Origin of the sequence: Streptomyces sp. NPDC005963 (genome assembly GCF_040638655.1) — a bacterium.
Taxonomy (GTDB): domain Bacteria; phylum Actinomycetota; class Actinomycetes; order Streptomycetales; family Streptomycetaceae; genus Streptomyces.
On record NZ_JBEXVD010000010.1, the window covers coordinates 132,964 to 151,006 of the forward strand.

Sequence of the window (18,043 nt, forward strand, 5' to 3'; positions counted from 1 at the left end):
GCGGCCCGATCAGCCGGTCGAGGCACCCGCCAAACGGACCGTGCTGAGGATCTGTTGGATCGTGGCGTCGGCGAGCTCGTCCGGGTTGCCCTTGGTTCCGTAGAGGACCCAGGACTTGAACTCGCCCTTGTCGTCCTTAAACGTGAACGCGATCGACTTGCCGTCGGTGTCGCAGCGGGTGCGCTTCTTCACTCCGACCGCGGTGGCCGTGGACACGCTTCCGACCAGTCCGGACTTGGTGGTGTACGGCTTGGCCTTCTCGACCTTGACCGTGCCCTTGGGCTCCAGTTGTGCATAGGCGGCCCACGCCCAGTTGCCCGCTTCGTTGAACGCGGCGCTCGCGCTGTCCTTCGCGCCCTTGCCGCCCTTGGTGCCCGCGTTCGCCAGACCCCAGTCTTCGACCCGGCCGTCCTTGTCGGAGTCGACCGAGCACCATTTGCTCTGGTAGCTGCTGGGTGCCGACATCACGACAAGGGGCGTGCCGTCGCCCTTCTTCTTGTCCTCGAAGCCGATGCTCACGCCCGGACCGACGACCTGCCAGGTCGGCGGCACGTCGAACTGGGTGCCGTGCTTGGGGTTGGTGACGACCTTCCAACCGGCGATGGTCGGCTTGGCGTCCTCGGCGCCGCGCGGATTGTCCACCGGGGCGGAAGACGCCGGGGCCGGCTCCGAGGGCGACGAAGCCGGGGTCGATGCGGCGGCGGGACCGCCCTTGCCCTGATCGGCTTCCTTGTCGTCGTCGTTGCCGAACACGATCACACCGGTGATCACCGCGGTGGCGACGACCGCGGTGGCGGCCACGATCGCGACGATCGTGGTCCGCTTCTTGTCGTCGCCGCGGGGCGGCTGCGGTCCCCCGGGCGGCTGCCCGGGGACGGCGTACTGCGGCACGGTCGGCTGCTGGTACGGGTTGGGCTGCTGATACCCCGGCTGCTGATAGGGGTTCGGCTGTTGGTAACCCGGCTGTTGGTACGGGTTCTGCTGGTGCGGGTTCTCGCCCCCGGGCGGCTGCTGTCCTTGCCACATGGCCAGTAACCATAAGGGGGGTGGCTGGTCTGCTGCCATGCACGTCCGCCGTTGAGGATGGCCAAGCACTCTACCCGTGGGTAACATCGGCGCCATGAGCGCTGATCAGATGTCCGTCGGCGAAATGCTCGCCGCCACCGTTCCCATGGCCAGGACCCTCGGATTGCAGTTCTTGGAGACCACGGCCGATCGGGCCGTCGTTCGACTGCCGGACCAGCCGGACTTCCACAACCACGTGGGCGGCCCGCACGCAGGTGCGATGTTCACGCTCGCCGAGTCGGCCAGCGGCGCGATCGTCATCGCCGCATTCGGCGACCAGTTGCACCGGGCCGTGCCCCTCGCCGTCCGAGCCGAGATCGACTACCGGAAGCTGGCCATGGGGGAGATCACCGCAACGGCCACCCTGGGCCGCCCGGTCGCCGAAGTCCTCGCCGAACTAGACGTGGGCGAGCGACCCGAGTTCCCCGTCCACATCGCCCTCCGGCGCGCCGACGACGCGGTGACCGGGGAGATGTCCATCGTGTGGACCCTTCGGCCCCACTCCTAGGAAGCCCCGAGCCGCTCGGTACGCTGCCCGGGGCGCGGGACGGTCCGGACGCCCCGGGAGGAGTGGGCGATGACGACTCAGGCATGGATCGCAGGCGTCGGCGGCAAGGAACCGGACGTCGACCCGGCCGCCTTCACCGCCCCCACCTCCGTGGTCGTCGGAGACGTCACCCTGGCCGCCGGCGCCAGCGTCTGGTACCACGCGGTCCTCCGTGCCGACTTGGGGCCGATCGTGATCGGGGCCGACTCCAACATCCAGGACAACTGCACCGTCCATGTGGATCCGGGCCACCCCGTCGTGGTCGGTGAGCGGGTGTCGGTGGGTCACAACGCCGTTCTCCACGGCTGCACCGTCGAAGACGGGGTCCTGATCGGTATGGGCGCCACCGTTCTCAACGGTGCCCACATCGGCGCGGGTTCCCTGGTCGCGGCGCAAGCGCTCGTACCGCAGGGGATGCGGGTGCCGCCCGGCTCGCTGGTCGCGGGCGTACCGGCCAAGGTCAGACGCGAACTGACCGCAGAAGAGCGCGAAGGCATTCAGGTCAATGCGGCGATGTACCTGGACCTGGCGAAGCAACATCGGACGGCGACCCGGCAGGACTGAGGGACCCGGCAGGGCCGTGCAGATCGGCGGCGTCACCGCGGCGCGTCGGCTGCCTGCCGATGCTCCGGGCGGCCTCCTCGCGCGGGCGCACCAGGATCTCCGCCGCCACCACGCTGCCCGCGGGAAACCTGCGGGTGTCGGTGTGGATCGCGAACGCGTCCACCAGCTTCAGACCACGTCCGCAGTCGGCGCCCCCGTCCAGCGGTTCCTGACGCCGGCCGATCCGGTGCTTCCACCGTCCGCCGTCCCGCACCTCCGTCGTCAGGGTGTCGCCCTGCATCTTGAGGGCCAGGGCCACCCATGAGCTGCCGCTGTGCAGCACCACATTGCTGACCAACTCGGTCACGATCACCGAAAGCGCTTCGTCGCAGTCGCTGTGCAGTCGCCACCGCCGGGCGACCGTCCGAGCGAAGTGGCGGAGGGCCCGAGCGGATTCCGGCGTCGCCGACATCGCACACTGGGCGAGCCCCGTGGCTCCCCCGTTCGGCGCAAGGCCGACCGAGAGCGGGGCTGTGCGTCCTGAAGTCTCCTCTGATGCGATCACGTCGGCTCCTTCTGCCCGGGGAGAGCCCGGACCGGTACGGCCACGTTCCCTGTCACTGCGTGCCGAGCGCAATTGGGGAGACTGAAGTACGGATACGCAAAGAAAAGACATGTCCGGAATCTTCGAGGAGGGTGATGTGGCGACCACACCCGGTGAGGAGATCTGGGCGCGCTGGCTGCGGCGGACCCTCGACCAGCCCCTTGCCCACCCGGCGCTCCTGCTCCTGGAAGGTGCCGCGGGAGCAGGCAAGACCCGTCTGATCGAGGAGCTGAGGGAACAGAGCGCAGCCGCCCGTCGACCCACTGTGGTGCTCACCTTCACCACGGCCGGAGTGATCGTGGCCAGTACCCCGGTCAGCACCTCGGTGGGGGATGGCCCCACGGCACCGAGTGACCAGGGCGCCCCGGGGAACGACCCGTCCCGCCCGCCCGAGCCCGAACGCCTCCACCGCGACCCCGCCGCCCTCGCCCGGGACCTCACCCGGCTGACCGGGTCCACGACGCCATGGCTGCTGATCGCCGACGACGTCCAACGGGCCGCCCCCCTCGACGCCGATCTGGTGCGACAACTGCTGGAGCGCCCGCCGGCCGGACTGGCCGCCGTGCTCGCCTATCGTCCCGAGGAGCTCCGTACCCCCGGTCTGGCACTCGGCCGGCCCGTCGACTACCCGGCGCGGCTGACGGTCACGCGCGTACGCCTCGAACCCCTGACCGCGGAGCAGGTGCGGCAACTGGCCGAGGATCGTCTGGGCGAGGAACGCTGCCCACCCGAGCTGATCGCACGCCTCCAGGAGCGCTCGGCCGGGGTGCCGCAGGTCGTCGTCGACCTGCTCCGTCAACTCCAGGACGCCCATGGACGGCGCGACCGGTACACCGCACGCGATCTCGACGACACCGGCACTCCACCACGGCTCGCCGAGTTGATCACCGGACGCATCGCAACCCTTCAGGAGCAGGATCGGCTGATCGTGTTCGCCGCTGCGGTCCTCGACGACCCGGCATCGGCCGCGGACCTCAGCGCGGTGGCCGGTGTCTCCGCTGACCACGGCCGGAGCGCATTGCTCGCGGCACTGCGTGCGGCCGTCCTGCGGGAGCGCGATCAGGGCCGCTATGACTTCCCCGTACCCCTCGCCGCCGCCGCTGCCTACCAGCGCGTTCCCGGTCCGGTGCGCCAGGACATGCACGCCAGGGCCGCCGAGGTGCTCAGCCGCCGACAGCCCCCCGAAGCGATCGACTGGGTCCGCCTGGCCGCCCATCGTCTGCGCGGCGGGCAGATCCGCGGCTGGTTCAAGGCGGTCGAGCGCGCCGCGCGCCAGAGCGCCGCCGCCGGTGAGCACCAGACCGCCATCGCCCTGCTCGAACAGGTGCTCTCCCGGCCGGCCGTCCCGGCGGAGACGCGGGCCCGGCTGGCCGGACTCCTCGCCCACAGTGCGGTGCTCGGCCTCCACACCGATCAGACCGTTCGCGTACTGCGACAGATCCTCGACGAACAGTCGCTGCCGCCCGCCGTGCGCGGACGCATCCGCCTTGACCTCGGGCTCGTGCTCTACAACCAGGCGGGCCGGGGCCTCCAGGGCTGGGTCGAACTCGAACAGGCGGCGGAGGAGCTGGAAGGACAGCCCGCGCTCGCCGCCCGCGCCATGGCGGCGCTCTCCATGCCCGTCATGTCCTCGGTTCCGTTGGAACGCAACGCCTACTGGCTGGAGCGGGTGCGGAAGGTGGCGGACCGCAGCGGGGACGACGAGGTGCGGACCGCCGTCGCCGCCAACAGCGTCGCCATCTTGCTGGAGACCGGCGATCCGTCCGCGTGGCAGGTGTTGGAGGGGTTGCGGCGCGAAGCCGGTGTGCCGGCCCGTGCACCCCATGTCGCCCGCGGGCTGGTGAACGCAGCCGATGCCGCTCTCTGGCTGGGGCATCCGGGGCGCGTGGGCGAGTTCCTGGACGAGGGATTGGAGCTGGCGGCGAAGGCCGGCGCCGCCTACGTGGAACAGGACGGCCGTGGAACCTCCCTCCTGCTCGACTGGATGACCGGCCACTGGGACGGGCTCGCGGCCCGGGCCAGGGCCTTCCTCGCCGAATCGGCGGTGATGCCCGGGCCGGCCGCCGATGCCAGGCTGGTGCTGGGAATGCTGGGGCTCGCCCAGGGCGAGTGGCAGCAGATGGCCGCCTGGTTCGCGGGAGACGCCCGCCCGCTGCCGCTGGGATCGCCACTGCCGCACATCGCGGCGGCGGCCGGCGGACTGGTCCGCACCGCGCTCGCGCGGGGAGATCTGGACGTCGCGTCGGGCGAAGCGGCGAAGACGTGGGACCGCCTCCGGGACAAGGGCGTATGGGCGTGGGCCGCGGAACTCGCACCCTGGGCGGTCGAAGCCGCGGTCCGTGCCGATCGACGAGCGGCGGCGGAGACGATGACCGCCGAGTTCGAGGCGGGGCTCGGCGCCCTGGACCGGACCGCTGCCCCCTCGGCTGCGGCGGCGTTGGACTGGTGCCGTGGTCTCCTGCTGGAGGCCGCCGGGAGACCGGCCGACGCCGTGGCCTGTTACCGGCGGGCGACCAGGGCGTTTACGGACATGCCACGGCCGTACGAGGCACTGCTGACCACCGAGGCGGCCGACCAGTGCGTCCTCAAGTCAGCCGCGCAACGGCAGGGCCGCCCCGATCGACCCACGGACCCGGGCTCATCTGGTTCATCGGGAGTTTCCGGTGCATCGGGAGCGCCCCGGTCGGCGGGAGCACGATCCACCCCGAAGGGGCAGCCGGCCTCGACGGACAGCGCCGCCGAAGCCTCCGCGACCCCCTCCGCTTCGGTCGACTGGCCCGAGGACTGGCCCGACGACGAGACCGTGACCGGCGCCCTGGAGTCCCTCGCCGCCTGTGTGGAGCACCTCACCCGACTGGGCGCCGGATGGGACGCCGCCCGGGTACGGGCCACCCTGCGCTCCTACGACCCCTCGGCCGTGGACTCCCGCAGGCGGGGCCGCCCCAGCTACGGCGATCAGCTCTCCCCGCGCGAACAGGAGGTCGTCGACCTGGCGTCGGGCGGCCTCACCAACCGGGAGATCGCCACCACCCTCCACCTCTCGCCACGGACGGTCGAGCAGCACATCTCGCGCGCCCGGCGCAAACTGGAATCGCAGTCCCGCCAGCCCCTCAACCGCCCCCGGGGCCAGCGCGACACCTGATTTTCCTGCGTATCCGTAGTCCCACCTTTTGCAGGGCATACGGACAGTAATCGGCAAGGGACATGTCCGCTCATCAATGGACAGTTCGTGATCATGGCTTGGCCGAAAGGGGTGACAGAAGGCATGGGATTCGGCCAAGACCTATCTGTCTCGGCCGATGACCGGTCAATAACCTTGTGTGCATTGTCCGTTACCGCTGAGAGTGAGCGATCATGGCCACCGCACAGCAGGTCCCCGACATCCTGTCCGCCGAATTCGCCCAGAACCCCTACCCTGCGTACCGCGCCATGCGGGAGCATTCCCCCCTCATCTGGCACGAGCCCACACAGAGTTATCTGATCTCGCGCTATGCGGACGTCGAGCGGGCGTTCAAGGACAAGGAATCCGCTTACACCACCAAGAACTACGAGTGGCAGATCGAACCCGTGCACGGTCGGACGATCATCCAGCTCAGCGGCCGAGAACACGCGGTCCGCAGGGCACTGGTCGCCCCCGCCTTCCGCGGCCGGGACCTCCAGGAGCGGTTCCTGCCCGTCATCGAACGCAATGCCCGGGACCTGATAGACGCCATCAAGCACAGCGGCGAAGCCGACCTCGTCGGCTCCTTCGCGACCCGCTTCCCCGTCAACGTCATCGCCGACATGCTCGGGCTCGACAAGGCGGACCACGCCCGCTTCCACGGCTGGTACACCACGGTGATCGCCTTCCTGGGCAATCTGTCCGGCGATCCGGAGGTCACCGCCGCGGGCGAACGCACCCGCGTGGAGTTCGCCGAGTACATGGTGCCGATCATCCAGCAGCGTCGGGAGAACCTCGGCGACGATCTGCTCTCCACGCTCTGTGCGGCCGAGGTCGACGGCGTACAGATGAGCGACGAGGACATCAAGGCCTTCTGCTCGCTGCTCCTCGCGGCCGGCGGCGAGACCACGGACAAGGCGATCGCCAGCATCTTCGCCAATCTGCTCACCCACCCCGAGCAACTCGCCGCGGTCCGCGAGGACCGCTCGCTGATCGCCCGTGCGTTCGCCGAGACCCTGCGCTACACGCCGCCCGTCCACATGATCATGCGGCAGACCTCGGACGAGGTGACGGTCTCGGGTGGCACCATCCCCGCGGGCGCCACCGTGACCTGTCTGATCGGCGCCGCCAACCGGGACGAGCAGCGCTACCGCGACCCCGACCGCTTCGACATCTTCCGGGACGACCTCACCACGACCACCGCGTTCTCCGCGGCGGCGGACCATCTCGCCTTCGCCCTCGGGCGACACTTCTGCGTGGGAGCCCTGCTCGCCAAGGCCGAGGTGGAGATCGGGGTCAACCAACTCCTCGATGCGATGCCGGACATGCGACTCGCCGACGGCTTCGAGCCCGCGGAACAGGGCGTGTTCACCCGGGGGCCCAGCTCCCTGCCCGTCCGCTTTACTCCGGTCACGGACTGAACCCCTTCCGGTCGCCCCCGGCCCGCCCTCCGTCGAACGGACGGAGTGCGGGCCGAGTGCGCTCCGAGTGCGCTCCGAGGGCATCGAGGCGCTCCCTGCGGAATGCGCGGCGTCAGCGCACCACCGGAGTGAACCGCACGGGCAGCGAGGTCAGCCCGCGCATCCAGATCGAGGGACGCCAGGTCAACTCCGCAGGCTCGACGGCGAGCACCACGTCCGGCAGTCGTTCGAGGAGCGTCTCCACCGCCGTACGGGCGATGACGTCGGCCAGCAGGGGCGCCGGATAGGGGCACCGGTGCTCGCCGTTGCTGAAGGAGAGGTGCGCCGAGTTCTCCGCGCCGACGTGGCCCTCGGGCCAGATCTGCGGATCGGTGTTGGCCGCGGCCAGCCCCAGCACCACACAGTCACCCGCTCGGATCTGCCGACCGCCCAACTGGGTGTCACGGACCGCCCAGCGCCCGATGAAGTTCTGCGTCGGCGTGTCCAGCCAGAGGACTTCGTTCAGCGCCTGACCGACGCTGAGCCGCCCGCCCGAGACGTTCAGCGCAAAACGATCGTCGGTGAGCAACAGGCGCAGACTGTTGCCGATCCAGTTGGCGGTGGGCTGCTGGGCCGCGGCGATGATGGAGATCAGATCCTGGATGATCTCCTCGTCGCTCAGCCGGGCCTGGTGGACCAGCATCCGCGAAGTGACGTCTGGTCCCGGCGCCGACCGCTTGTCCTTGACCAGTTGCTGTATGCGCTCCTGCACCCGGACGTACGCGGCCACCGGATCGTCGCCCTCGTGGGCGTCCAGGGTGATCCGTAGGTCGCGTACCAACTCCTCGGTGTCGTCGCCGCCGGCGGGCATGCCACACATCTGGACGGCGGCCCGCATCGGGAGCGCGTGCGAGTACGAGGCCATCAACTCGGCGCGTCCGCTCCCCGCGAAGGCGTCGATCAACTGATGGGCGATCCGCCGGCTCCAGTGGGCGAGTTCGAACTGGTCCACGCCCTCCAGCGCCTCGGTGATCACTCCGGCCCGCCGTTGGTGCTCGGGCCCCTCGGTGAAGAGCACCGACGGCTGGTAGCCCACGAACGGCATCAACGGCCAGTCGGCGGGGATCGAGGACCACTGGTTCCAGCGCCGCGAATCGCGCGCGAACAGGTCGTCATGCCCGGTCACATAGCTGACCTCGGCGTATCCGAGCACCAGCCACGCCGGAATGTCGCCGTCCAGCAGGATCGGCGCCACCGGACCGTACTCCCGGCGCATGGCCCGGTAGAGCTCCGAAGGAGTCTGCTGGAACTCCAGCCCGCTCAGACGCATGGCGCCCCCGTGGGCCGGGCACCCGGGAGGCGGTGCCGTCGCGGCGCCGGATGGACCGGGGCCGCCGCTCACGTGGTCCGTGAACTCGTTCATGGTGTCATCTCCCGGGCCATGGCCAGTTCATGAAGGTGGTTGACGAGGCTGATCAGCACATGCTTGCCGGAGTTGCGGACCCGGGCGTCACAGTCGAGCAGGGGCACATGGGCGGGCAGCGACAGGGCCTGACGTATCTCGTCCAACGAGAAGGCGGCCGGGTCGCCGTCGAAGCGGTTGACCGCCACGACGAAGGGCGTGTTGTGGTGCTCCAACCGGTCGATGGCGTACCAGGAATCGCTCATGCGTCGGGTGTCGACCAGGACGACAGCGCCGAGCGTGCCGGAGAAGAGCCGGTCCCAGAGAAACCAGAACCGTTCCTGGCCCGGCGCGCCGAACAGGTACAGCACCATGCGGTCGTTGAGGCTGATCCGACCGAAGTCGAAGGCGACCGTCGTGGTGGTCTTGGTGGTGAGCCCGGCCGGATCGTCGACTCCGACGCCCGCCTGGGTCATCACCTCCTCCGTGTTCAACGGTCGGATCTCACTGACGGACTTGACCAGCGTGGTCTTGCCCACCCCGAAGCCGCCGACGATCACGATCTTCAATCCGGTCTCGGCGGAGTCGACCAGCGGTGTCCGGCCGGTGAGTTCAGAGGTTGCGGAGTCCATGGAGCACCTCCTCCAGGAGTGCCGAGTCGGGCAGGTCGATGAGGGAGCGGCTCCGCCGCGGGTGGCGTGCCGTGATGCGCCCCGTCGCCTGGAGATCGCCGAGCAGGATCCGCACCACCGTGATCGGCAGCTTGAGTTCCGCGGAGACTTCGACGACCGCGATGGGATGCCGGCACAGTTCCAGGATCCGTACGTGCTCCGACTGCATGCCCGGAGACGGCGCGCACTCACTGACGATCAGCGTCACGAGGTCGAAGTTGTCGTCGTCGGTACGGCTGCGGCCACCGGTGACGGTGTACAGCCGATCCGGATCACCCATGTCGACGGGGCGGCGTGTCATGAGCGCGGACTCTCCGCTGCCGGCATGCGTGGCTCGGCTCGTAGGTGCTCGCCGATCTGCTCGACCAACTCGCTCATCTGGTGCCCCACCGCCCCCGGATCCGCGCCGTCGGCCGCCACGACCGCCAGATGCGCACCGTCACCGGCCTCCACGATGAAGAGCAAGCCGCCGTGGAACTCCGTCATCGAGTGCCGCACACCGCCGCTGCCGTCGCCGAACTCGACCGACGCGCCCTGTGCCAGCGCCTGGATGCCCGAGCAGATCGCCGAGAGCTGGTCGGCCTGGTCGAGCGTGAGGTGCGGTGTCCAGCAGAGCTTGAGGCCATCGCGTGAGAGCACCAGGGCGTGGCGGGTGCCCGGGGTGCGTTCGAGGAGTCCTTCCAATAGCCAAGTCAGGCTGTTGTCCGTGGTCTGCATGATCTGGATGGGGTCGGTGTCTCCGGACGGTCCGGTCACCGACCCGTGCCTCCTGTCTCCCGAACTCGGTGATGCATGGGACGCATACGGCATATCGGCACGCTGGCGGGTATGCGGCAGCTGTGTGGACGGGCCGACCCGGGGTCGGCCCGTCGAGCTATGGGTCCGACGGTTTCGGCTGCTGCCCCTCCCGCGCTTTGCGGGCCCGGTGGAAGGCGCCGAACTGGGTTCCGGCGTCGCGTCCCGGCGTCGCGGGCGGCTGGGGCTGCGGGTCAGCGGTGGAGCTGTCGTTCCGGCCCCGATCGGCCGCGGCCATCGTGCGCCCCGGTGGCCGTACGGGCAGTCCGTTCGGCGTCGCCATGCGCGGACCCCCTTGAGCGGGGAGCGAGGGCGCGGGAGGTGCCGGGGGTGTCGAGTACGCCGTGGAGGGCCTGAGTTCGGCCGGTGCGGAGGGGGTGTGAGGGGTGGGCGGCAACCGGTCCGCCACCGGCTCGGGAGCACGTACGGGGGAGTGCACGTCGCTGCCCACGCGCGACTGGTGCAGCAACTGCGGCGGGAAGAGGACCACGACGCCCGTGCCGCCGCGTGACGACGGCCGGAAGCTGACGCTCATGCCGTACTTGACGGCGAGGATTCCGACGACGACGAGTCCGAGCCGGGTGCTCTGGAGCGTGGCCAGATCCGAGCCCCGCCCGGACACGGCCTCCTCCGCGCGCCGCATGGCCGCGTCGGCCATCTTCAGCCCGCTGTCCTCGATGGTGATCACCAGTCCCGCGGTGCGTTCCTCGACGTAGACGTGGACTTCGTCGATCGGGGGCGAGAAGTTGGCCGCGTTGTCCATCAGTTCGGCCAACAGGTGCATCACGCCCTCGGCCGCGTAGCCGGCGACGGCGGCCGTGCTGGAGGAGTGCAGTCGCACCCGCTGATAGGCGGCGATCCGGCCCACGGCGCCACGCAGGATGCTCTCCATCCCGATCGGCTTGTTCCAGGCCCGACTGGCCCGACCGCCCATGAGGAGGGCCAGCCGGTCGGTGAGGAGGCCCAGTTGGGAGGTGTTGTGGTCGAGCTTGAGCAGGTCGCCGAAGACCTCTTCGCCGTGACGATCCTGCATGTCCCGGAGGTCGGCGAGCATACTGACGGCCTTCGCCTGGACCCGGCTCAGCACCTTGGCGCTGGCGCCCTGGGCCGCCGCCGCACGGCGCTCGCTGAAGGCGAACTCCCGCACGATCGAGTCCAGGATCACCCGCAGCCGGGCGTCGCTCGGATGTTCGAGTTCGGCCAGGGCGGTGCCGGCGGACGCGCCACCGCGCAGCCGCTCGATCGCGGCGGGCAGGGTGACGGTGGTCAGCCGGTCCAGATCGTCCGCCGCCTGGGCCAACTGTCGTACGGCCGTGATGCTGTCGGCGCCCGAGACCCGGGCCCGCTCTTCGCTCGCGGCGAGTTCGGTGGCGAAGATTTGCACGGCGCGCCGCAGTTGCGGGTCCGCGGGGGCCGGGGCGCTGCCGAGCGCCCGCTCGGCCGACTCGCCGTCCCGCAACCTCTTGACGAGGGAGGGCAGGGTGATGTTCACCAGATGGGCCGAGTCCGCCCCCGTCTGCGCCGCGTGTGACTGGAGGGAGCGCAGTTCATCACCGGCGACGGTCGTCTTGGTGCGTAGCCGCCGGGCGTTGAGCAAGGTGGTGACGGTGACCGCGGCCACCCAGAGCCAGCCGACCGCGACGGTGGCCGCGACCCAACTGCGCGCGGCGGGAGGAGCAGTCGCAACCGCGGCGCCACCGACCGCTCCGGCCACCACGAGCGACCCCAGGGGGATGACGAGGGGCAACGGCTGTGGTGTTCGTATCCTGCGCGGTTTCGGCGCGACTGGTACTGACATTCGGTCCCTCGCTGCTTGAGTCCGGGGAATCCGGGGGACGCCCCGGGAGAACAAGGTGAGATCAGACGGGCCGGCCGCTCTGTGGGTCGGCCGGCGGTACGGATCGGGCACCGAAAAGTTGACGGTGATCTTCCGTACGTATGCGACCTCATGCTAGTCACGCGCCGCAGTGGGGAAGTCCGCACAGCGCCGACAGCCCGCAGATTGGAGTACTTAGTCCCGAACTCACCACTCCGAGCCAATGAACGTGATAGGCGGCAAAACGGGGTCCTGCACCGTTCACGGCTCCGTTCGCCCCCCGTGACTCTGTGATCGCTGTGATCTATGAGGCGAAAGGGCTATGTGTGGTTGTGCGATTGTGCGATGAAGGGGCGGTTTTCAGCCAACCCATCACATGGCTCGGGTGTGCGATCCCCGGCACCCCCGGACGAAGCGGACGCGCCACCGTGGGGTGAACATCACAGCAGGGCGATCTGATGGGCCCGCAGCCTTGCGGCTACCGTGTGGAGGTGTCCGGAAACAGAAACGTGTTCTTGTCCAGATCGCCTTCCGGCTGGTGGCGGCGGGCTCTGACCCGTGCTGTCCACGGCGGTTGGCGTTGGGTGCAGGAGGCGGGAGCCGTCACCGCCGAGCACCCCGGGCGACTCCGCTTCCGTGCGCTGGGCCGGGGGACCAGGCTCGCCTTCCCGCAGGGCACGGTGTTCGGGGAGCCCTGGATCGAACTGGGGGACCACTGCATCATCGGCGAACAGGTCACTCTCACCGCAGGAATGATGCCCGGTCTCGATCTTGGACCGGCCGCAATCCTGACACTGGGTGACGGAGTCGTCCTGGGCCGCGGCAGCCATGTCATCGCCGACACGCGGGTCGTCATCGGTTCGGACACCTACTGCGGGCCCTACGTCTACATCACGTCGACCAATCACAGCTATGACGACCCCGGACAGCCGGTCGGCAAGCAGTGGCCGCGCACCGAGCCGGTGGAGATAGGGCCCGGCTGCTGGCTGGGCACCGGAGCGGTCGTGCTGCCCGGTGCCCGACTCGGCCGCAACGTCGTGGTCGCTGCGGGATCCGTCGTACGCGGCCACGTGCCCGATCACTCCGTCGTCGCCGGTGCCCCGGCCCGTGTGGTGCGCACGTGGGACGCGGAGCGGGGATGGCAACCTCCGCTGCGCACGCCCACCCCGGTCCCCATCCCCGAAGGGGTCACCCCCGATCAGTTGTCGGCGCTCGCCGAACGGGAATCGTCGCAGGACGGCTGACTCCGGATCGGCTCCCGGCGGAGTCGGATCGTGGGTGCTCCCCGGCCGGACGGGGTTGGCAGCCGGGTCGGTGGGCGGGTCAGCGGGCGGCCAGCAGGATGGTGCCGACCAGGGCGAGCCCGGCGCCCGCCGCCTGGATCCCCTTCAGTCGTTCTTGCAGGAAGACGTATGCCGCGAGGACGGTCACCACCGGATAGAGGCTGGCCAGCACCGCCGCCACGGTGACCGGGCCGTTCTGGGCGGCCAGGGAGTAGGTGCCGTTCGCCGCGACGTCGGCGAGGCCCACGAAGCCGAGTGCCGGCAGCGAGCGGCGCACGACGCCGGCTCCGCCTTCCTCGGGCAGGACGCGCCCTCCCCTGCGGACGGACACGTACAGGGCCGTGCCCCCCACGGCCACATTGGTGATGCGTTGGACGAGCAGGGCGAGGAAGAGACCGCTGACGGAGGTAGACGCCTCGGCGATCAGTGCCATCACCGCACCGAAGCCGACCGCGGCCAGCAAGGTCAGGACGATCGCCCGCCGCCGTACGGATGCGCCCTGCAACTCGGGCCCACCGGCGAGGACCACGCCCATCACGGCCACGGCGATCCCCGCGAACTGCAACAGCCCGGGGCGTTCGCCGAGGGTCAGCCCCACCCCCACGGGGACGGCCACACCCAACGATCCGAGCGGGGAGACCACTCCCATGGGGCCCAGAGCGAGGGCCTGGTAGAAACAGAGCATCGCCGCCGTGCCCACGACCCCCGCCGCCACCGCGTACCACAGGCGTGCTCCCGCTTCGTCCCATGCACCGGTGGCCAGGACGGCGCCGGTGAGCACCACCGCGGCCAGGGTCTGCGAGGTCACGACGACGGTCAGCGCGGGTATCCGACGGGTCAGCAGTCCGCCGCCGAAGTCGGCCAGGCCCCACAGCAGGCTCGTGGCCAGGGCCAACAAAGCCGTCATCGTAACCTCGCAGTACGGTGTGATGAACGATTCAGTGCAGCACACCGTAGTGCAACATATTCGACTCTGTCATTGAAGATAGTGGACTCATTGTGTCGGACCTCGACCAGCTCACCCAGTCCCTCGCCCGCAACCTCAAGCACTGGCGCGGTCAGCGGAGCCTCACGCTCGATGGACTCGCCAGTCGATCCGGCGTCAGCCGAGGCATGATCATCCAGATTGAACAGGCGCGCACCAACCCCAGCGTGGGCACCACGGTCAAGCTCGCCGACGCCCTCGGCATCAGCATCACCACCCTCCTCGACTACGCACAGGGCCCCCAGGTCCGCCTGGTCCCCCCGGACGCAGCGGTACGCATGTGGTCCACGTCGACTGGCAGCTCGACGACGCTGCTGATCGGCACGGAGAGCCCCGGTCCGTTGGAGATGTGGTCGTGGCGGCTGATGCCCGGTGACCACAGCGAGTCCGACGCCCATCCGGAGGGGACGGTGGAACTGCTGCACGTGACCGCGGGTGAACTCACCCTCGTCGTGGACGGCGAATCCCATCCGGTCGCCGCCGGAACGTCGGCCTCCTTCGATGCGCAGGTGCCCCACGGCTATCGCAACGAGGGCGACGAGACCGTGGAGATGACGATGGTGGTCTGCGTCCCTCCCCTGCGTTAGCGCGCGAACCGCATGGCCCGCGGGCGGGGTGGTGGCGCGACGGCTCGTCCGTTCGGGCGCCGGTCCGCGGGGTGCGCGTCCGCTGTTAGCGTGGTCGACATGCGCGCTCCCATCGGAACCTTCGACGACGCCCGACCTGCCATCGACCGGCTGGAGTTGCTGACACCGCCGGTCGCCGACGCCCTGCGCGGTTGGCACGGAGACGTCCCCGTCGACCAGTTGATCTTCGTCGACTCCGACCCGGCGATCGCGGACACCGCAGGCTTCGTGGAACACCACGGCCGTGAACTGCTCGACCAATCGGCCAACTGCGTCGTCGTCGCGGGCAAACGGGGTACCGGGTCGACCCTCGCCGCCTGCGTGGTGCTCTCCCGTACGCGCGTCGACGTCAACGGTCTGGTCCGCAAGGAGCTGGGCGCCCGCAAGGCGTCGTTCGCCGCACGGGACACCGCCACCGGTGAGACCGGTATGGAGTACGGGGGCATCACCCCGATCGGGCTGCCCGCGGACTGGCCGCTCCTGGTGGACGCGGCCGTCGTGGACCTCCCGTGGGTCCTCGTCGGCAGCGGACGCCGACGCGGAAAGCTGATCGTGCCCGGAAAGGTGTTCGCAGGTCTCCCGGGCGCACGGGTCCTGGAGGGTCTAGGAGTCTGACCCGCCCACCGGGCCTTGATCCAGCTCGGGCCCGGAGCGACATCCGGGCCCGCTCGGTGGCCACCCGGCGGGTCAGCCGAGCTGCGGGATTTCAATGGCGGGGCAGCGGTCCATCACCATGTCGAGCCCGGCTTCCCGGGTGCGTGCGTACGCCTCGTCGTCGATCACGCCCAGTTGGAACCACACGGCCTTCGCCCCGATCGCCACCGCCTCGTCGGCGACGGCCCCCGCCCACTGGGAGTTGACGAAGACATCGACGACGTCCACCGGGAACGGGACGTCGGCGAGACTGGCGTACCCCTGTTCGCCGTGGACGGCCTCCGCCTTCGGATGGACCGGCACGATGCGCTTGCCGAAGCGCTGGAGCACCCGGGCGACGCCGTACGCCGCCCGCGACTCGTTGTTCGACAAACCCACCACGGCCCAGGTGTCACCGCTGGTCGTCAAGATCCTGCGGATGGTCTCCGTCTCTGCGTCCATGCCCAGCACAACGGGCGACCCGGACGCCGCATTCCCCGTGGGAGGCCGCATAGGCTGGGCTGATGCAGGAGCAGTACCGGACCCTCGCCCGCGAGGGCGTGCACGAGACAGAGATCAATCGATCGCGCTTCATCTGCGCGCTGGCACCCGTCGCCACCGAGGAGGAGGCGCAGACGTTCGTCGCCCGCATCCGGCGGGAGCATCCGACCGCCACCCACAACTGCTTCGCCTACGTCCTGGGCGCCGATGCCTCGGTGCAGAAGGCCAGTGACGACGGTGAGCCGGGCGGTACGGCCGGTGTCCCCATGCTCCAGATGCTCCTCCGCCGTGACGTCCGCTATGTCGCGGCCGTGGTCACCCGCTACTACGGGGGCGTCAAACTCGGCGCGGGCGGGCTCATCCGGGCGTACTCAGGTGTGGTCGGGGAGGCCCTCGACGCCCTGGGGACGATCGTTCGCCAGCGCTATCGGCTGGTCACCGTCACCGTGGACCACCAGCGCGCGGGAAAGCTGGAGAACGACCTCCGCGCGACCGGGCACACCGTCAGGGACGTCCGGTACGCGGAGCAGGTCACCCTGGAGGTCGCCCTTCCGGACGCACGGACCGAAGCCTTCGTGCGCTGGTTGGCGGATGCCACGGCGGGCACGGCGAAGTGGGAATTCGGTGGCGAGGCGTACGGGGAGCTGTGACCCGATCCCGTTGACCAGGGCATCGCAGGTCGCGTCGCCCGGAGAACGGCGTTCCTCCCGAAGGCGTGTCAGCCGCCGGTCAGGACCGCGATGCCCAGCGGGCGCTCGCCACCCGGCAGCTTCCGGGACTCGCCCCGGTCGAGGTCGACGACGGTGATGCCGTCCCAGTATCCGTCCCGGGTGAAGCCGCCCGTCACATAGGCGGTTCGACCGTCGAGGGAGACGGCGACGTCCTCATGGGGTCCGTCCAGCGGGACGATCCGCTCCCGGCCGTCCCCGGACCTGATGGTGAGGGACGCGTCCCGGTCGCCGGCCCCGATCGGTCCGGTACCGACCACCAGCAAGGTGCCGTCGTCGGTGAGCGCAGCCCCGTGCTGATGGGTGTTGGCCGTCATCCTCTCCACCGTCACCCGGCCCGTGCGCGGATCGAGCACCGCGAGCCGCTCCCCCTCGAAGGGCAGCAACAGTCGTCCGTCGGCGGCGACCGCTGCGTAGTGGGGCTTCAACCACGAGCCGAGCCCGCCCTCGGTGCCATACGGAGCGACCTCGAAGCGACGGGGGGCCAGGGTGTCCGCCCGTACGACCGTCACGTCGAAGGAGTCGTGCTGGGTGACGTACACCTCTCGTCCGTCGCGCGCCACGTCGACGTCGAAGGGTCGGCGCCCGATCGGGACCGTGTCGACGACGGACCGCTTCCCGGTGTCGATCACCTCCAGGACGCCGGGACCGTCGGGCACGTTCACCCCCACGTAGACCCGTGAACCGTCGGGAGACAGTGCGATCCCCATTCCGCCGCCGCGGTACTCCCCTTCCGTGACGGGCCCGGTGCCCGTTCGGTACGGGATGCGACCCAGGCTCTTCCGGGTCAGCGTGTCCACGACTGCGACCCCCTCCGCGGTCGCGACCCAGGCGCGGCCTTCGGCGTCCACGGCGAGGCCGTAGGGCGCCGTACCGACCTCCACCGAAGCGAAGGGCCCCGTGCGGGGGTGCAGGAAGGTGACGGTGTCACTGCCGAAGTCGGCCACGAGCAGGGTGCCCCGGGCGGTGGTACCCGCACGGGAGGTGTCCCCCGTGGGGGACGAAGGCGCCGACGCCACCGGGACGGGCGGCGTCGGCTCGACGGCCTGTCCGCCGTCGGGGCCGGTCGAGCACCCCACCAGGGCGCCGAAGCACAGCAGGGCCGCGATCGGACGGGCCAGGCGACCCCTTGTCGTTCCCGCGCGCGGCCTGGCCCCAGAACGCCTATCCCGTCGAACTCCGGTCCGGCGCCCCGAAGAAGCCGTTGGCGCCGTGCGCCACGGTCGGTCACCTCCGACGCCCGGCGCTGCGCCCGCGTCGCCGGATCGGGCGGGCTCCGGTGGC

The 18,043-nt window shown here is 70.1% G+C and carries 18 protein-coding genes; 8 read left to right on the forward strand and 10 right to left on the reverse strand.

Translation table 11 applies throughout. The annotated features are described in order from the left end of the window. Nucleotides 1–9: 9 nt before the first annotated feature. A complete protein-coding gene (locus tag ABZ348_RS16575) occupies nt 10–1,026 on the reverse strand; it encodes a hypothetical protein (protein WP_358933561.1) in 1,017 nt (338 codons plus the stop codon). A gap of 94 nt (nt 1,027–1,120) precedes the next feature. Between ABZ348_RS16575 and ABZ348_RS16580 the strand changes: the two genes are divergently transcribed. Both ABZ348_RS16580 and ABZ348_RS16585 read left to right on the forward strand, forming a co-directional pair. Next, complete coding sequence (locus tag ABZ348_RS16580) at nt 1,121–1,573, forward strand: DUF4442 domain-containing protein (RefSeq protein WP_358933563.1); 453 nt, start codon at nt 1,121–1,123, stop codon at nt 1,571–1,573. Between the two features lie 69 nt (nt 1,574–1,642). Continuing rightward, nucleotides 1,643–2,176, forward strand: coding sequence for a gamma carbonic anhydrase family protein (locus ABZ348_RS16585; protein WP_358933565.1), 534 nt, complete (start codon nt 1,643–1,645; stop codon nt 2,174–2,176). Here the strand turns inward: ABZ348_RS16585 and ABZ348_RS16590 are convergent. Next, nucleotides 2,115–2,720, reverse strand: a complete 606-nt coding sequence (locus ABZ348_RS16590; RefSeq protein ID WP_358933566.1) for an ATP-binding protein — start codon at nt 2,718–2,720, stop codon at nt 2,115–2,117. The genes ABZ348_RS16585 and ABZ348_RS16590 overlap by 62 nt on opposite strands. A gap of 109 nt (nt 2,721–2,829) precedes the next feature. On the opposite strand from ABZ348_RS16590, the gene ABZ348_RS16595 reads away from it, so the two are divergent. Both ABZ348_RS16595 and ABZ348_RS16600 read left to right on the forward strand, forming a co-directional pair. Next, nucleotides 2,830–5,901: a LuxR C-terminal-related transcriptional regulator gene (locus ABZ348_RS16595; RefSeq protein WP_358933568.1), complete on the forward strand. Its 3,072-nt coding sequence runs from the start codon at nt 2,830–2,832 to the stop codon at nt 5,899–5,901. Between the two features lie 212 nt (nt 5,902–6,113). Next, entirely contained in the window at nt 6,114–7,340 is a 1,227-nt protein-coding gene (locus ABZ348_RS16600; protein ID WP_358933570.1) for a cytochrome P450, read from the forward strand. A gap of 112 nt (nt 7,341–7,452) precedes the next feature. Here the strand turns inward: ABZ348_RS16600 and ABZ348_RS16605 are convergent, their stop codons facing one another. The 5 genes from ABZ348_RS16605 to ABZ348_RS16625 form a co-directional block, all read right to left on the reverse strand. Then, complete coding sequence (locus tag ABZ348_RS16605; protein WP_358933572.1) at nt 7,453–8,742, reverse strand: cytochrome P450; 1,290 nt, start codon at nt 8,740–8,742, stop codon at nt 7,453–7,455. Then, nucleotides 8,739–9,353, reverse strand: a complete 615-nt coding sequence (locus ABZ348_RS16610; RefSeq protein WP_358933574.1) for an ATP/GTP-binding protein — start codon at nt 9,351–9,353, stop codon at nt 8,739–8,741. Before ABZ348_RS16610 ends, ABZ348_RS16605 begins: the two co-directional genes overlap by 4 nt. After that, nucleotides 9,334–9,693: a DUF742 domain-containing protein gene (locus tag ABZ348_RS16615; RefSeq protein ID WP_329015293.1), complete on the reverse strand. Its 360-nt coding sequence runs from the start codon at nt 9,691–9,693 to the stop codon at nt 9,334–9,336. The genes ABZ348_RS16610 and ABZ348_RS16615 overlap by 20 nt, the downstream gene beginning before the upstream one ends. Then, a complete protein-coding gene (locus tag ABZ348_RS16620; RefSeq protein WP_358933707.1) occupies nt 9,690–10,109 on the reverse strand; it encodes a roadblock/LC7 domain-containing protein in 420 nt (139 codons plus the stop codon). The genes ABZ348_RS16615 and ABZ348_RS16620 overlap by 4 nt, the downstream gene beginning before the upstream one ends. A 157-nt stretch (nt 10,110–10,266) precedes the next feature. Then, nucleotides 10,267–11,934, reverse strand: coding sequence for an ATP-binding protein (locus ABZ348_RS16625; protein ID WP_358933576.1), 1,668 nt, complete (start codon nt 11,932–11,934; stop codon nt 10,267–10,269). A gap of 560 nt (nt 11,935–12,494) precedes the next feature. Here ABZ348_RS16625 and ABZ348_RS16630 point away from each other — a divergent pair. Continuing rightward, nucleotides 12,495–13,247 (forward strand): acyltransferase, encoded by a 753-nt coding sequence (locus ABZ348_RS16630; protein ID WP_358933578.1) that lies wholly within the window; start codon nt 12,495–12,497, stop codon nt 13,245–13,247. A 79-nt stretch (nt 13,248–13,326) separates the two neighbouring features. Here the strand turns inward: ABZ348_RS16630 and ABZ348_RS16635 are convergent, their stop codons facing one another. Beyond that, nucleotides 13,327–14,193 (reverse strand): DMT family transporter, encoded by an 867-nt coding sequence (locus tag ABZ348_RS16635; protein ID WP_358933580.1) that lies wholly within the window; start codon nt 14,191–14,193, stop codon nt 13,327–13,329. A gap of 92 nt (nt 14,194–14,285) precedes the next feature. Here ABZ348_RS16635 and ABZ348_RS16640 point away from each other — a divergent pair, with 92 nt between their 5' ends. Both ABZ348_RS16640 and ABZ348_RS16645 read left to right on the forward strand, forming a co-directional pair. Continuing rightward, the gene (locus ABZ348_RS16640; RefSeq protein WP_358933582.1) at nt 14,286–14,858 is read left to right on the forward strand and encodes an XRE family transcriptional regulator; all 573 of its coding nucleotides are present in this window, start codon (nt 14,286–14,288) and stop codon (nt 14,856–14,858) included. 99 nt (nt 14,859–14,957) lie between these two features. Further along, the gene (locus ABZ348_RS16645) at nt 14,958–15,512 is read left to right on the forward strand and encodes a YbaK/EbsC family protein (RefSeq protein ID WP_358933584.1); all 555 of its coding nucleotides are present in this window, start codon (nt 14,958–14,960) and stop codon (nt 15,510–15,512) included. 72 nt (nt 15,513–15,584) lie between these two features. Here the strand turns inward: ABZ348_RS16645 and ABZ348_RS16650 are convergent, their stop codons facing one another. Further along, the gene (locus ABZ348_RS16650; RefSeq protein ID WP_358933585.1) at nt 15,585–15,992 is read right to left on the reverse strand and encodes a CoA-binding protein; all 408 of its coding nucleotides are present in this window, start codon (nt 15,990–15,992) and stop codon (nt 15,585–15,587) included. A gap of 62 nt (nt 15,993–16,054) precedes the next feature. Here ABZ348_RS16650 and ABZ348_RS16655 point away from each other — a divergent pair, with 62 nt between their 5' ends. Then, a complete protein-coding gene (locus ABZ348_RS16655) occupies nt 16,055–16,681 on the forward strand; it encodes a YigZ family protein (RefSeq protein ID WP_358933587.1) in 627 nt (208 codons plus the stop codon). Between the two features lie 68 nt (nt 16,682–16,749). Here the strand turns inward: ABZ348_RS16655 and ABZ348_RS16660 are convergent, their stop codons facing one another. Continuing rightward, nucleotides 16,750–17,778, reverse strand: coding sequence for a YncE family protein (locus ABZ348_RS16660; protein ID WP_358933709.1), 1,029 nt, complete (start codon nt 17,776–17,778; stop codon nt 16,750–16,752). Nucleotides 17,779–18,043 lie beyond the last annotated feature (265 nt).